The following is a 14,218-nucleotide window of genomic DNA, read 5'->3' as shown; positions in this document are numbered from 1 at the left end:
GGTGACAGACCGGCGAAGGCTAGTGGGGCCGCCGCCGCACCGCAAGGGCCACAGGTACCGGGCCCTGCCGTGGCAGGCAGCGCCGGCGCACCAGCAGGTACAGCAGCAGCGACACCGTCCAGCAGGTCGCCAGCGTCCACAGGTCATGCGAGAGGAAGTGCGCGCCGCGCAGCTGCTGGGACACCCCGAAGATGCCGCCGGCCACCAGGCCTACCGCCAGTCCCCGCCAGCGCCAGGCCGGGTGCACCAGCAGCGCCAGGAAGTACAGGGTGACCCACGCATAGCCCGCGCTGGAATGGCCGCCCGGGAAACACGCACCGCGCGGCATGCCGTGCGGACGTGTGTCGAACAGGCCCACGAATTCGCGCAGCCCGCCGTAACGGGTCAGGTCCCACGGACAGTCCATGTGCGTGACCGATTTCAGCAGCGACACCATGCCGGTGCCCAGCGCGATCGCCAGCACCAGGTACAGCAGCGGCCAGCGCCATGCCGCCGCGCGTTCGGTGCGCCATGCGTGGAAGCACAGCAGGATCGCCACCAGCGTGGCGGCCGCGCTGAGCCACTTGCCGCCCTTGTGGATCAGCTGGCTGGTGGCCCAGGCATTCTGCAGCAGCCAGTGGTGGCCTTCGAGGCGATATACCTGGTCGGCCAGCCACTGGTCGCCGCCGGCGCCCATCAGCAGGCCGCTGGCGGCCAGTGCGGCCAGCAGCGGCCCGGCGAGGTGGCGACGCAGGAACACAGACGTCGACGCGGGCGTGCTCGACGCATAGGAAACGGACGCAGCAGGAACGGGAAGCATCAAGTCAGGGCCGGCGGGGAAACCGGCGCCATGGTCGTCAGCGGCGTGTCGGAGCGCGGTCGGAGCTTCGTTGCCCGCGTGTTAACCGGCAGCAGCATGCATCCGCGATTCAGTCGCCGTCGTCGACGCCGGCTGCGGCATCGCGCGGCAACGCGGCATGGCAGGCCGGATCCCACGCGGTGCCGGGCACCAGCCACCACCGGTTGCGGTTGGAACTGCCGATCATCACTGCCTGCTCGCGCTTCACGCACGGGCTGATGGCCTGTTCCAGCACCAGCAGCCAGCGGTTGTGAGGTGCCAGCGCCAGCCAAGGGCCTGCGTCATGCCACTGCGCGTCCCACGGCCGCTTGAAGCCGAAATCGGTCACCGGGCGGTCGGCCTGCAGCAGGTTCTGTTCGCGCCAGGCGAGTGCGCCGAGTTCCGCCTCCGGACCGATGCGCTCACCGACCTGCTGCATCAACGCCGACGCGGAGCTGTACGGCCCCAGTGCAGGCATCAAGCTCCATCCGTGCAGGTTCCATAGCAGCAGCGCGGTGATCACCACCAGCGGGCCGGCGCGGCGCTGGCGCAGCCACGCCGCCAGCAGCAGCACCACCACGCCAAAGCCCAGCAGCCAGCCGCCCAGCACCGGCAGCAGTACTTGCGGCATGCCGCGCTTGGCCAGCTGCGCATGCGCCCACGCGCCATCGGCGAGCAACTCCGCACCGATGCCCGTGGCGGCCACGCCCAGCACCAGCACATAGGCCAGCAGCAACCAGCGCGTTCCGGCGCGGCGGAGAAGGCCGGGCAGCAGCGGCGCAGCGGCCACGCACAGCGCCGGCAGCATCGGGAAGATGTAGACCTCGCGCTTGCCGGGGCTGGCGCTGAAGAACAGCAGCACCAGCAGCGACCAGCCCAGCAGCAGCCACCAGCGGCCATCGCCGCGGCGCAGCCGACGCCACCAGCCCGGCAGCAGCGCGGGCAGCAGCAGGCTGCCCGGCAGCCACAGGGTGGCGATCACCTGCAGGTAATACCAGGCCGGCTGCACGTGGTGCCAGGCGTTGGCGTAACGGGTGCCGGTCTGCTTGAACAGCAGCTCGCGCGCGTAGCCCTGCAGCTCCGGCGACGGGTCGTTGAGCAGCGCGATGCCGAGCGGTCCCAGCCATACCGCCGTGCCGAGCAGGAAGGCAGGAATCAGCCACAGCAGCGCGCGGGCGCGGGGCAGGGCGGCGGCGCCGTGCGCTTGCCCTTTCCAGCGCCACAGCGCCCACGGCAGCAGCACCAGCAGCGGCAGGAAGCCGACGCCCTTGGTGACCGTACCCAGCCCGGCGGCGAAGCCGGCCACCCACAGCAGGCGCGTGTTCGGCCGCTCCAGCAGGTACCGCAGCAACGCCCACAGCGACAGCGTGGTGAGCGCCACCAGCACCATGTCGATCTGCGCGCGCTTGGCCATCAGCCCGAACTGCAGGCAGCTGGCCAGCGCCAGCACCGCCCACCACGCGATGCGCCGGTTCCACAGGCGCCGGGCCAGGTCCCAGCTCAGCCACAGCGTGGCCAGCGCGGCCAGCAGCGAGGGCAACAGGAACGCCAGGTTCCAATGCCCGATCACTTTGTACGTGGCCGCCTGCATCCACATGAACACCGGCGGCTTCTCTGCGTAAAGCTCGCTGCCCCGGTGCGGCAGCAGCCACTGCCCGGTCTCGACCATGGCGCGCGCGGCCAGCACGAAGCGCGGCTCGTCCGGCGGGGTGGGGGCACGCAGCCCGATGCCCGCCGCCAATGCCAGCAGCAGGGCCAGCAGGGTCAACAGGCGCCAGTGATGGCGCAGCAGGGTCGTCGACAAGGGCGGCCGCTCGCAGGGAAAGGGGGGACTTTGTCCTATTTCGTGTAGGAAATGTGTCGAATCGGGTTGATTGCGACCTGATTCCGACAATCCAGCCGCTACCATGGGGCATTGCCCCCGAGTACCCGACGCATGCGGCTCCTGGTCATCGAAGACAACCGCCAGCTGGTCACCAACCTGTTCGAATACTTCGAAGCGCGCGGCCACGTGCTGGACGTGGCACCCGACGGCATCACCGGCCTGCACCTGGCGACCACCCAGAACTACGACGCGCTGATCCTGGATTGGATGCTGCCGCGCATGGAAGGCCCGGACGTACTGCGTCGCCTGCGCCTGGAGCATGGTTCGGAAGTGCCGGTGATCATGCTCACCGCGCGCGATGAACTGCCCGACAAGATCGCCGGGTTCCGCGCCGGTGCCGACGACTACCTGACCAAGCCGTTCGCGTTGCCGGAACTGGAGGTGCGGCTGGAAGCGCTGCACGTGCGTGCGCAGGGCCGCAATCCGCGCAAGGTGCTGGAGGTGGACGACCTGGTGTTGGACCTGGCCACGCTGGAAGCGCAGCGGGCTGGCCAGGCGCTGCATCTGTATCCGGCCTGCCGCAAGCTTCTGGAAGTGCTGATGCGCGCCAGCCCCGCCGCAGTCACCCGCCAGCAGCTGGAATTCGCGCTGTGGGGCGACGAGCTTCCCGACGGCGACCTGTTGCGCTCGCACATCTACGAACTGCGCCGCAGCGTGGACGGCCCGTTCCCCCGCAAACTGATCCACACCCTGCCACGGGTCGGCTACCGACTCGGCGCACCGGCTGCTGAAGGTCGCGATGAGCCTGCGTAAACCCGCGCCGCTGCACCGGCGCCTGTTGTGGTGGTTGCTGGGCTACCTGGCCTTGATCTCGCTGGCGGTGTTCAGCGTGGGCAACTACGTGCACGAACACGCCGAACATTCGGCCTGGCGCGCGCTGCTCAATTCGGAACTGGACAGCATCCTCAGCCATTTCGAACACGACCCGCATTACCGCTGGCAGGATTCCGACACCCTGCGTCTGTATACCGTCGACGACAGCCCGGATCTTCCCCCCATCCTGCGCACCCTGCACCCGGGCCTGCACGACGGGATCGTCATCAACGACCGTTCGGCCGCCGTGATGGTGCGCAACACCGAACGCCATGGTCGGCTGGCGCTGGCGCTGGACATCAACGACTTCCACGAGCTGGAGGAGTTCGCTACCCGCTGGGTGATGCTGGCCGGCCTGGTGATGATCCTGGTTACCGTGGTGATGGCGTCCGTCGGCGTCAGCCGCTTGGTGAGTCCGCTGCGGTCATTGGCCCGCCACATCGACGGCCTGAAACCCGGTGCACCGGGCCAGCGTGTCGACGTCGACCCGCGCGGCAGCTCCGAGCTGTACGTGATTGCCGCCGCACTCAACGACTACCTGGCCCGCAACGAACAGTTCGTCGAACGCGAACGGGTGTTCATCAGCACCGCCAGCCACGAACTGCGCACTCCCGTCGCGGTGATCACCGGCGCGGCCGAACTGGCGCTCGAACAACCCGGCGTGCCTGACCGCGCACGCCATCAGATGCAGCGTGTACACCGCACCGCGCAGGGCGTGGAACAGCTGATCCAGCTGCTGCTGGTGCTGGCCCGCGACCCGGCCCGGCTGGCGTCGCTGAAAGAACCCATCGCGCTCGATCAGCTGGTCCCGGACATCATCGAAGACCACCGCCACCTGCTGGGTGACAAGGACCTGCAGATCACCGTAAGCAGCCTGGCGCGCGTGGACATCGTCGCGCCGCTCGGCGTGGTCCGGGCCGCCGTCGGCAACCTGCTGCGCAACGCCATCGAAAACAGCGGTCGCGGCACCATCACCCTCAGCGTTTCCGACCGCGCCGTTGTCACCCTGCAGGATCCGGGGGAGGGCATGAGCCCGGAAGAGATCGCCGCCGTATACGCACGCATGGCACGCGGCGACCGCAACGAACAAAGCGGCATCGGCCTGGAGCTGATCGCACGCCTGTGCGAACACCTTGGATGGTTGCTCACCCTCGAACACAGCCAACCCCGCGGCACGCGCGTGATCCTTGACCTGGGTGCATCGCTGCCCTGATCGCTGGGTGAAGACGATGTTAAGCTCAAGGAGCGTCGCACCCTGCGACGCTTTTTTTTGCCCTTTCGATCGACAGAGGACCCCATGCCGACCGAACCGAGTACCGCGCTCATCACCAACGACATCGTTGGCCTTGGCCTCATCGCCGCCACCCTGGCCCTCATCTTCTGGGCCGCCAGCGGCCCGACCCCGCTGCTGAAAAAGATCTTCGCCTGGGTGCCCGCACTGCTGCTGTGCTACTTCATCCCGGCCATCTACAACACCGCCGGCCTGATCGACGGCCACAACACCGCCCTCTACAACCCCATCGCCCGCGACGTCCTGCTGCCCGCCGCCCTGGTGCTGCTGACCCTCTCGATCGACCTCAAGGGCATCCTCAAACTCGGCCCCAAACTGCTCATCGTGTTCTGCGCCGGTACCTTCGGCATCATGCTCGGCGCCGTGGTGTCCTTCCAGCTCATGTCCTGGATCCACCCCGAAACCGTGGCCGGCGACACCTGGGCCGGCATGGCCGCCCTCGCTGGCAGCTGGATCGGCGGCGGCGCCAACATGGTTGCCATGCGCGAAGTGTTCGGCACTGACGCCACCACCTTCGGCCAGTTCGCCGTCGTCGACGTCGCCTGCGCCAGCCTGTGGATGGCCGTCCTCCTGTTCCTCGCCAACCGCGCCACCCAGATCGACACGCGCAACGGCGCCGACACCCGCGCCATCGACGAAATGAAAGCGCGCATCAGCGCCTACGAGGCCCAGAACGCCCGCATTCCCAGCCTCACCGATCTCATGCTGATCGTCGGCGTCGCCCTCGGCGGAGTGGGCCTCGCCCACGCCATCGCCGCACCCCTGAGCGCCTGGTTCAAAACCAACATCAGCTGGGCCAGCCAGTTCAGCCTCGACAGCGCCTTCGTCTGGGTCGTCCTGCTCTCCACCCTGCTGGGCCTCGGCCTCAGCTTCACCCGCGCACGCCGGCTCGAATCCGCCGGCGCCTCACGCCTTGGCACCGTGTTCCTCTACTTCCTGATCGCCTGCATCGGCATGCAGATGAACCTGCTCTCGCTGCTCGACCGCCCCTGGCTGTTCCTGCTCGGCGTGATCTGGATGCTCACCCACATCCTGGTGCTGTGGATCGTGGCCAAACTGGTAAGAGCGCCGCTGTTCTTCTTCGGCATCGGCTCAATGGGCAACATCGGCGCAGCCGCATCGGCGCCGGTGGTAGCAGCCGCATTCCACCCAAGCCTCGCGCCAGTAGGGGTCTTGTTGGGCACGGTCGGGTACGCAACCGGCACCGGCCTCGCGTACGTGACAGGTTTGATTTTGAAGTGGATGGCCGGCGCGTAAGCGCGCATTTGCCCTACGTTCCATCCCCGCCCCGCCCAAAACCGATAAAAAGACAGAGCCAAAAGAAAAGGCGGCGCCAACGGCGCCGCCTTTTCGCTTCAACAAATCAAATCAAAAAACAGTCAGCAACAACGACCACCGTTGCGACCACCGTACCGAGCCTCCTGACGCTCCCGGAAGAACGTCTTGTAGTCCATCGGCGTGCGGTCCGGATGCTTCTCCAGCACGTGCCGCACATAGTTGTCGTAGTCGGGAATGCCACAGCACAGCCGTGCCGTCTGCACCAGGCGCCGCCAGATCCGGCGGTGCGCCTGGTACTGCCCGACCGGAACCAGACCCGTACTCATCACAGGTCCGCCATCTGGTGCGGCTGCAGCGCCACGTACTCCGTCTCACGGTCCGTACGCTGCGGCGAACGACGCGCCACCACGATCGTCTTGATCGCATACGCCAGGATCGCGAACACCACGAACAGGAACAGCACCGTCAGGCCCGTGTTCACGTACGCGTTCACCACGATCTGCTGCATCTGACCCACCGTCTTCGCCGGCGCCGTGATCGTCCCGCTCGCAATCGCATCCTGGTACTTGTGCGCCTGCGCCAGGAAACCCTGCGCCGGATTGCTGTCGAAGATCTTGATCAGACCCGCATACGTCGTGCAGATCAGCAGCCACACCGCCGGCACCGCCGTCACCCACGCATAGCGGTCGCGCTTCATCTTGAACAGCACCACCGTACCCAGCATCAGCGCGATACCCGCCAGCATCTGGTTCGAAATGCCGAACAGCGGCCACAACGTCTGGATGCCACCGAACGGATCCACCACGCCCGTGTACAGCAGGTAGCCCCACAGCGCCACGCAGCCCGCCGTCGCGATGATGTTCGCCGTCCACGACTCCGTCTTCTTCAGCGCCGGAATGAAGTTGCCCAGCAGGTCCTGCAGCATGAACCGGCCCGCACGCGTACCCGCGTCCACCGCCGTCAGGATGAACAGTGCCTCGAACAGGATCGCGAAGTGGTACCAGAAGGCCATCATCGCGTTGCTGCCGCTCGGAATCGCCTGGTGCAGGATCTGCGCGATACCCACCGCCAGCGTCGGCGCACCACCCGCACGGTGCAGGATCGTCGGCTCACCAATCGCCAGTGCCGTAGCTTCCAGCTGCTCCGGCGTGATCGTGAAGCCCCACGTAGTGGTGATGTAATGCGCCGCCGACACCGCGTCCGCACCGATCACCGCTGCCGGGCTGTTCATCGCAAAGTAGATGCCCGGATCGATGATCGACGCCGCCACCAGCGCCATCACCGCCACGAACGACTCCATCAGCATGCCGCCGTAGCCGATGTAGCGCATGTGGCGCTCATTGGCCAGCAGCTTCGGCGTCGTACCCGACGCGATCAGCGCATGGAAGCCCGACACCGCACCACACGCAATGGTGATGAACAGGAACGGGAACATCCCGCCCTTCCACACCGGACCATCACCGCTCGCCGCGAACTGCGTCAGCGCCGGCATCTTCAGCTCCGGCATCACGATCAGGATGCCGATTGCCAGCGCCACGATCGTACCGATCTTCAGGAACGTCGACAGGTAATCGCGCGGGGCCAGCAGCAGCCACACCGGCAGCACCGACGCCACGAACCCGTACCCGATCAGCATCCACGTGATCTGCACCCCCGTGAACGTGAACGCCGGGCCCCAGACCGGGTCCGCCGCCACGCGACCGCCGTACCAGATCGCCAGCAGCAGCAGGATCAACCCCACCACCGAGATCTCGCCGATCTTGCCCGGCCGGATGTAGCGCATGTACACGCCCATCAGGATCGCGATCGGCATCGTCGCAATCACCGTGAACATGCCCCACGGACTTTCCGCCAGCGCCTTCACCACCACCATCGCCAGCACCGCCAGGATGATGATCATGATCAGGAACGCACCGAACAGCGCGATCGTCCCGGGCACCTGGCCCATTTCCTCACGCACCAGGTCACCCAGCGAACGCCCGTTGCGGCGGCTGGAAATGAACAGCACCATGAAGTCCTGCACCGCGCCGGCCAGCACCACGCCGACCACCAGCCACAACAGGCCCGGTAGGTAGCCCATCTGCGCCGCCAGCACGGGACCGACCAGCGGGCCTGCACCGGCAATCGCCGCGAAGTGGTGGCCGAACAGCACGTGCTTGTTGGTCGGCACGTAATCCAGGCCATCGTTGTTCAACACCGCAGGCGTGGCCCGGGTCGGATCCAGCTGCATCACCTTGTCGGCGATGAACAGGCTGTAGAAGCGATATGCGATCAGATAGATGGAGACTGCGGCCACCACGATCCACAGCGCATTGATCTGTTCGCCCCGCCGCAGCGCGACGGTGCCCAGACAGAATGCGCCAAGCAGCGCCAGCGCCGCCCAACCCAATTTCGACAAACCTTTCATGAGATTGCGTCTCCCTGAAGAACTCGTTAAGGGTCCGCCCTCGCGGTGACCGGGTCAATGCGCGCGCGGAGGCTTGCCGCTAGTACTTTGGTCGTAGACTTGAATCCCCACCGTTGGAACGATCGGTTGCGGGCGTGACGGTTGGCGCCGTCCAGGGCTGCGCCCATCTTGTACCCAGTATCCTCTTGTCGGAGCCATCATGAGCACCTCCCCCGCACGCGTGCAGCGCACCATCCGCGGCATGCCCACGTCCGACGGCGCCGGCGTGCGCCTGACCCGCGTGATCGGCGGCCCCTCGCTGCCCGACCTGGACCCGTTCCTGCTGCTGGACGAATTCGGCACCGACCGTGCCGAGGACTATATCGCCGGCTTCCCCAGCCACCCGCACCGTGGCTTCGAGACCGTCACCTACATGCTCGACGGCCGCATGCGCCACAAGGACAACCATGGCAACGAAGGCCTGCTGACCCCAGGCAGCGTGCAGTGGATGACCGCCGGCCGCGGCCTGGTGCATTCGGAGATGCCCGAGCAGGAGTCCGGCCAGATGCGCGGCTTCCAGCTTTGGGTGAACCTGCCCGCGCGCGACAAGATGACCGACCCGAAGTACCAGGAATTCGCCCCCGACCGCATTCCGGTGGTGCAGCCGGCGCCGGGCGTGCAGGTCAAGGTCATTGCCGGTCAGGTCGGCGACACCGTCGGGCCGATCGTGCAGCCGGCCACCGACCCGCTGTACCTGGATGTTGAACTCGCCGCCGGAAGCGGCTGGGACTACCTGCTGCCCGAAGGTCACAACGCGTTTGCCTATGTGTTCGAAGGCGACCTGGTGGTGGGCGAGGGCGACGACGCCCGCCCGGTCGGCCGGCAGGACATGGCCGTGCTTGGTGGCGGCGAGCTGTTGCAGCTGCGCGCAGGCGCACACGGCGCGCGCCTGATCCTGGTCGCGGGGCGTCCGCTGCGCGAACCGGTCATGCGTCACGGACCGTTCGTGATGAACACGAAGCAGGAACTGATGCAGGCCTTCGTGGATTTCCAGGAAGGCCGCTTCTAAACCGTTCGACAGCGTCGTCGGGGATGCATGCTGCATCCCCGATGTCGTCACCGCTCCGCAGCGACCGCGGACGGATTGAGGTTCATGCCCTGCGACATCAACTGCAGCGAACGCAGCTCGCTGGCATCGCCCGGATACAGCGAAATCTGCGCGTACTGGTTCTTGTCGAACTTCACCACGGTCATGCGTCGCGTGGCATAGCCCGGTGGCTCCTGGCCGCCCAGGTCGGGCTTGTACCAGTACAGCGATTCACCGGCGAAGCCGCCCTTTTCCTGGCGAAGGGTGCGGGCCAGCGGAATATCCGGGTCGCGTCCGGTCAGCATCAAGGTCATGACCTCGCGGCCACCTGCGTCGACCGCCTTGCACAGCACATAGGTGCTTTGCGCGGTTTCCTGCCATTGCAGGTTGCTGTCGGCGGGCAGCGCAGGACATTTCGCCGCCGACTGCGCCGACGCATTGCCGGCAGCAAGTGACAGCCCCAGAACAACCAAGGCGTGCAGGATCTTCATGCGTTCCCCCGTATGAATTGGCCCAGCCGTCCCCGGCGGGGCGATGACGCCCGCCGGGTGACGGCCTGGTGATTTTGACCTTAACGGAATGTGACTGGATCTTCAAATAACCGTTTCAAATGAATCTGAAGCCGGTTAGCGAGGTGACGGCTCGGCCCCGATCCACTTGTAGACGATCCCGCCGATCAGCCCGCCCAGCAGCGGCGCCAGCCAGAACAGCCACAGTTGCCCGAGCGCGCCGCTGCCGGCGAACACCGCCACCGCAGTGGAGCGGGCCGGGTTCACCGAGGTATTGGTAACCGGGATGCTGATCAGGTGGATCAGGGTCAGGGCCAGGCCGATCGCGAGCGGTGCGAACCCGGCCGGGGCCCGGCCATGGGTGGCGCCCATGATCACCACCAGGAACATGGCGGTGAGCACCACTTCGCACAGGAACGCCGCGGCCACGCTGTACCCGCCGGGCGACAGCGCACCGTAGCCGTTGCTGGCGAACGCGCCGGCCTGGCTGCCGTCGATCTGGAAACCGGGCGCGCCGGAGGCGATCTGCAGCAGGATGAACGCGGCCAGCAGGCCGCCCAGCACCTGGGCCACGATGTACGGCAGCAGGTCGCGGGCGGGGAAGCGGCCGCCGGCCCAGAGCCCGACACTCACTGCCGGATTGAAGTGGGCGCCGGAGATGTGGCCGAACGCGTACGCACCGGTCAGTACGGTCAGGCCGAACGCCAGTGCAACGCCAAGGAAACCGATACCGAGCGGATTGCCATCGCCGCCGAAGTGCGCGGCGAGGACGGCGCTGCCACAGCCGCCCAACACCAGCCAGAACGTGCCGAGGAATTCGGCAACCACGCGCTTGCCCATGCTCATTGAGGATCTCCACGAGTGTCCAAGGGGGAACACGGCGGAAATCGGACAATGCGGCGTGCGCTCAACGCTCCGGCAGTGGAATGAATTCCTTGTCGTCGCCGGGGATGGTGCCGAACCGTCCGGATTCCCAGTCGTGCTTGGCCTGTTCGATGCGTTCCTTCGAGCTGGACACGAAGTTCCACCAGAGGTGGCGCGGTCCATCCAGGGGTTCACCACCGAGCAGCATGGCCTTCAACGGCGTCTTGGCACGCAGGCGGCCACGTGCGTTGAATTCGGGGATGACCAGGTGCTGTGCAGGCAGGTCGACGCCATCCAGCTGTGCGTCGCCTTCGAGGATGTAGAGCGCCCGTTCCTTATGACCGGTGTCCAGGTCGAGTTCGGCGCCGGCGTCCAGGTCGATGGCGACGTTGAGGGTGTCGGTGAACACCTTCACCGGTGATTCTTCGCCGTAGGCGCGGCCGGCGATGACGCGCAGCCAGGCACCATCGCGACGCTGCTGCGGCAGGGTGGCTGCGCTGTGATGGAAGAAACCGGGATCGGTTTCTTCATGGCTTTTCGGCAGCGCCACCCAGGTCTGCATGCCATGCACCGGGTGGTCGTGTTCGCGTTCCACCGGCGGCGTGCGCTCGGAGTGCGCGATGCCGCGCCCGGCGGTCATCCAGTTGACATCGCCGGGGCGGATCACCTGGTCCGAGCCGAGCGTGTCGCGATGGCCGATGGCGCCGGACCACAGGAAGGTCACGGTGGCCAGCCCGATATGCGGATGCGGGCGGACGTCGATGCCGGTGCCGGGCGCCATCACCGCCGGGCCCATCTGGTCGACGAACACGAACGGGCCAATGCTGCGCGCCTGGATGCTGGGCACGGCGCGGCGCACTTCCAGGCCGCCGATGTCATGGACGCGCGGGGCGATGATGGTCGTCATGCGGGCTTTCTCGCTGGCGGGGACAGGCCGCAAGGATGGCACGCGACCCACGGCGGTGCATGGCCCGTTCGGGTAACAGGGTGTTTCGTTTGCGGTACCCGGAAACAACAACGCCACCGTGCGGTGGCGTTGTCGTGGTTTCGATCAGATCACCGGTTCGCGCAGCACCGGCGCGTCCCAACCCGGGCGCGGTGCGAAGCGGTCGCCATGGCGCTGCTGCAGCACCTTCAGGCGCTCCACCAGTACATCGGCGCCGGTGGCGCGGATGTACTGGATCGGACCACCCCGGAACGGCGCGAAGCCGGTGCCGAAGATCACGCCCGCATCCAGCAGGTCGGCGTCGCTGACCACGCCGTCGTGCAGGCAGGCCACCGCTTCGTTGAGCAGCGGCAGGATCAGGCGGTCTTCCCGGTCGTCCGGCGCCTGGTAGTTGGCCGGCACGTCCGGCTTCTGCGCGCGGCCGTTGTCCCACTTGTAGATGCCTTGGCCGTCCTTCTTGCCGCGCTTGCCCTGTTCAACGGTCTGGAGTGCGGCTGGAATCTGCAGGCCAAGGAACGGTGCCAGCTCCTTGCCGACACCGGCCGCCACGTCCAGGCCCACCGTGTCGAGCAGTTCGATCGGGCCCATCGGCATGCCGAACTTCACCGCGGTCTTGTCGATCACCGGGCCGGGAATGCCTTCGGCATACGCGGTCGCCGCTTCCAGCATGTACGGGAACAGCACGCGGTTGACCAGGAAGCCGGGGGTGCCGGCGACCGGCACCGGGAACTTGCCCAGCGCCTTGCAGAACGAGGCCAGGCGGCGCTCGGTCTCCGGCGCCATGCCGTCGTGGTGGATGATTTCCACCAGCGGCATCTGCGCGACCGGGTTGAAGTAGTGCAGGCCGGCGAACTGGGCCGGACGCTGGATGTGGTCGCGCAGTTCCACCAGCGGGATCGAGGATGTGTTGGTGGTCAGCAGCGCGTCGGCCTTCATCTTCGGCTCCAGCGTCTGGTACAGACCGCGCTTGGCCTCGGCATCCTCGATGATCGCTTCGATCACCAGGTCGGCCACGGCCACGCCGTCACCGGCCAGGTCGGCCTTGAGCCGTGCGGCCACTGCGGGGCGCTTGGACTCATCGCGCACCTTCCTGGCGAACAGCGCCTGCGCGCGTTCCATGGCCGGGTCGATGAAGCGCTGCTCGCGGTCCTGCAGGGTGACCTCGAAGCCCTTGTAGGCCGACCAGGCCGCAATGTCGCCGCCCATCACGCCGGCGCCGACCACGTGCACGTGGCGGATGCCATGGTCCTTGCCGCCCAGCGCCTTCAGGCGTTCGGTCAGGAAGAAGATGCGGATCAGGTTGCGTGCGGTCGGGGTGCCGGCCAGCTTGACCACGGCGCGGCGCTCGGCGTCCAGGCGGGCCTGGATGCCGCTGCCGCCGGTGCGCGCCCAGGTGTTGATCAGCGCGTAGGGGGCGGGGTAGTGCTCCTTCTTCGCCTTGCGCGCGACCTGCTTGGCCATCTGCGGCGCCAGCAGCTTGCGCGCCAGCCAGGTGTTGGTGGCCCACGCGGTCAGGCGCTGCTTGAACGGGCGGGTGGTGCCGGCCAGGGCCAGCGCCACGGCGGTGTCGAGCAGCACCGCCGGGGCCACCACCTTGTCGACCAGGCCGATATTGCGGGCGGCCGATGCCGACAGGTTGCGGCCGGTCAGCATCATGTCCATCGCCGCCGGGGCGCCGAGCAGCTGCGGCAGGCGCGCGCTGCCGCCCCAGCCCGGGAAGATGCCCAGCTGGGTTTCGGGCAGGCCGATCCGGGTGGAGGGGTCGTTGGAGGCCACGCGGTAGCGGCAGGCCAGGGCCAGCTCGGTACCGCCGCCCAGGCAGTGGCCGTGGATGGCGGCCACGGTCGGGCAGGGCAGCTCGGCCAGCTTCTGGTAGGTGGTCTGGCCACGGCGGATCGCGTCATTGACGGTGCCGCGGCGGTCGAACTCCTGGAATTCCTTCAGGTCGGCCCCGGCGATGAACCCGGCCGGCTTGACCGACTGCACCACCACCGCCTTGGGCGGATCCAGCGCCAGGCGTTCGACCAGGTCGCCCAGTTCCAGCAGCACGTCCTGCGACATCGCATTGACGCTGCTGTCCTGGCGGTCGAGGCTGAGCACCACGACACCATCGTCACGGATCTCGGGGTGCCAATGTGAGAAGCGGAGCCCATCGAAGCCTGAGAGCATGGGGACGTTCCATCCGGTTGTGTATGGAGAAGGGGGCTATGATCCAGAGGTTGTTTCCTCCCCGTCAAATCCCTATAGCTGGGGGGAGGGAGGGAACCTTAACGGAACCGTAGTTAAAAGCTGGTGCGGCGTTCACGGATGGGCGCTGAACTTTTCCCGGGATTGGCAGTCTC

The 14,218-nt window shown here is 67.1% G+C and carries 12 protein-coding genes; 4 read left to right on the top strand and 8 right to left on the bottom strand.

Going from position 1 to position 14,218, the window contains the following annotated elements:
* Positions 1-19: 19 nt before the first annotated feature.
* On the bottom strand, positions 20-799 hold the full coding sequence (locus HGB51_RS05810) for a phosphatase PAP2 family protein (protein WP_070207865.1): 780 nt from the start codon (positions 797-799) through the stop codon (positions 20-22).
* A 109-nt stretch (positions 800-908) separates the two neighbouring features.
* Positions 909-2,621, bottom strand: a complete 1,713-nt coding sequence (locus HGB51_RS05805) for an ArnT family glycosyltransferase (protein WP_070207864.1) — start codon at positions 2,619-2,621, stop codon at positions 909-911.
* 132 nt (positions 2,622-2,753) lie between these two features.
* Here HGB51_RS05805 and HGB51_RS05800 point away from each other — a divergent pair, with 132 nt between their 5' ends.
* The 3 genes from HGB51_RS05800 (at position 2,754) to HGB51_RS05790 (ending at position 6,063) form a co-directional block, all read left to right on the top strand.
* Positions 2,754-3,455, top strand: a complete 702-nt coding sequence (locus HGB51_RS05800) for a response regulator transcription factor (RefSeq protein WP_070207863.1) — start codon at positions 2,754-2,756, stop codon at positions 3,453-3,455.
* On the top strand, positions 3,442-4,728 hold the full coding sequence (locus HGB51_RS05795; RefSeq protein WP_070207862.1) for a sensor histidine kinase: 1,287 nt from the start codon (positions 3,442-3,444) through the stop codon (positions 4,726-4,728). Before HGB51_RS05800 ends, HGB51_RS05795 begins: the two co-directional genes overlap by 14 nt.
* Positions 4,729-4,812: 84 nt before the next feature.
* Positions 4,813-6,063 (top strand): DUF819 family protein, encoded by a 1,251-nt coding sequence (locus HGB51_RS05790; RefSeq protein ID WP_070207861.1) that lies wholly within the window; start codon positions 4,813-4,815, stop codon positions 6,061-6,063.
* A 122-nt stretch (positions 6,064-6,185) separates the two neighbouring features.
* Here HGB51_RS05790 and HGB51_RS05785 read toward each other — a convergent pair whose 3' ends face one another.
* A complete protein-coding gene (locus tag HGB51_RS05785) occupies positions 6,186-6,410 on the bottom strand; it encodes a YbdD/YjiX family protein (RefSeq protein ID WP_068853636.1) in 225 nt (74 codons plus the stop codon).
* Positions 6,410-8,491, bottom strand: coding sequence for a carbon starvation CstA family protein (locus tag HGB51_RS05780; protein ID WP_070207860.1), 2,082 nt, complete (start codon positions 8,489-8,491; stop codon positions 6,410-6,412). The genes HGB51_RS05785 and HGB51_RS05780 overlap by 1 nt, the downstream gene beginning before the upstream one ends.
* Positions 8,492-8,690: 199 nt before the next feature.
* Between HGB51_RS05780 and HGB51_RS05775 the strand changes: the two genes are divergently transcribed.
* A complete protein-coding gene (locus HGB51_RS05775) occupies positions 8,691-9,539 on the top strand; it encodes a pirin family protein (RefSeq protein WP_070207859.1) in 849 nt (282 codons plus the stop codon).
* A 47-nt stretch (positions 9,540-9,586) separates the two neighbouring features.
* Here the strand turns inward: HGB51_RS05775 and HGB51_RS05770 are convergent, their stop codons facing one another.
* The 4 genes from HGB51_RS05770 to HGB51_RS05755 all read right to left on the bottom strand — a co-directional run bounded on the left by HGB51_RS05770 (position 9,587) and on the right by HGB51_RS05755 (position 14,045).
* Positions 9,587-10,048 (bottom strand): hypothetical protein, encoded by a 462-nt coding sequence (locus tag HGB51_RS05770; RefSeq protein WP_070207858.1) that lies wholly within the window; start codon positions 10,046-10,048, stop codon positions 9,587-9,589.
* A 135-nt stretch (positions 10,049-10,183) separates the two neighbouring features.
* Positions 10,184-10,912, bottom strand: coding sequence for an aquaporin Z (gene aqpZ, locus HGB51_RS05765; protein ID WP_070207857.1), 729 nt, complete (start codon positions 10,910-10,912; stop codon positions 10,184-10,186).
* Positions 10,913-10,973: 61 nt separating this feature from the next.
* Positions 10,974-11,837, bottom strand: a complete 864-nt coding sequence (locus HGB51_RS05760; RefSeq protein WP_070207856.1) for a pirin family protein — start codon at positions 11,835-11,837, stop codon at positions 10,974-10,976.
* Between the two features lie 144 nt (positions 11,838-11,981).
* Entirely contained in the window at positions 11,982-14,045 is a 2,064-nt protein-coding gene (locus tag HGB51_RS05755) for a 3-hydroxyacyl-CoA dehydrogenase NAD-binding domain-containing protein (protein WP_070207855.1), read from the bottom strand.
* Positions 14,046-14,218: the final 173 nt, after the last annotated feature.

This window comes from Stenotrophomonas bentonitica, from assembly GCF_013185915.1.
Taxonomy (GTDB): domain Bacteria; phylum Pseudomonadota; class Gammaproteobacteria; order Xanthomonadales; family Xanthomonadaceae; genus Stenotrophomonas; species Stenotrophomonas bentonitica.
This window is presented reverse-complemented; position numbering and strand designations above follow the sequence as displayed.

Bases quoted from the DNA above. Each gene is read 5' to 3' on its own strand.
- HGB51_RS05810 (WP_070207865.1), bottom strand. From the start codon at position 799: ATGCTTCCCGTTCCTGCTGCGTCCGTTTCCTATGCGTCGAGCACGCCC.
- HGB51_RS05800 (WP_070207863.1), top strand. From the start codon at position 2,754: ATGCGGCTCCTGGTCATCGAAGACAACCGCCAGCTGGTCACCAACCTG.
- HGB51_RS05795 (WP_070207862.1), top strand. From the start codon at position 3,442: ATGAGCCTGCGTAAACCCGCGCCGCTGCACCGGCGCCTGTTGTGGTGG.
- HGB51_RS05790 (WP_070207861.1), top strand. From the start codon at position 4,813: ATGCCGACCGAACCGAGTACCGCGCTCATCACCAACGACATCGTTGGC.
- HGB51_RS05785 (WP_068853636.1), bottom strand. From the start codon at position 6,410: ATGAGTACGGGTCTGGTTCCGGTCGGGCAGTACCAGGCGCACCGCCGG.
- HGB51_RS05780 (WP_070207860.1), bottom strand. From the start codon at position 8,491: ATGAAAGGTTTGTCGAAATTGGGTTGGGCGGCGCTGGCGCTGCTTGGC.
- HGB51_RS05775 (WP_070207859.1), top strand. From the start codon at position 8,691: ATGAGCACCTCCCCCGCACGCGTGCAGCGCACCATCCGCGGCATGCCC.
- HGB51_RS05770 (WP_070207858.1), bottom strand. From the start codon at position 10,048: ATGAAGATCCTGCACGCCTTGGTTGTTCTGGGGCTGTCACTTGCTGCC.
- aqpZ (WP_070207857.1), bottom strand. From the start codon at position 10,912: ATGAGCATGGGCAAGCGCGTGGTTGCCGAATTCCTCGGCACGTTCTGG.
- HGB51_RS05760 (WP_070207856.1), bottom strand. From the start codon at position 11,837: ATGACGACCATCATCGCCCCGCGCGTCCATGACATCGGCGGCCTGGAA.
- HGB51_RS05755 (WP_070207855.1), bottom strand. From the start codon at position 14,045: ATGCTCTCAGGCTTCGATGGGCTCCGCTTCTCACATTGGCACCCCGAG.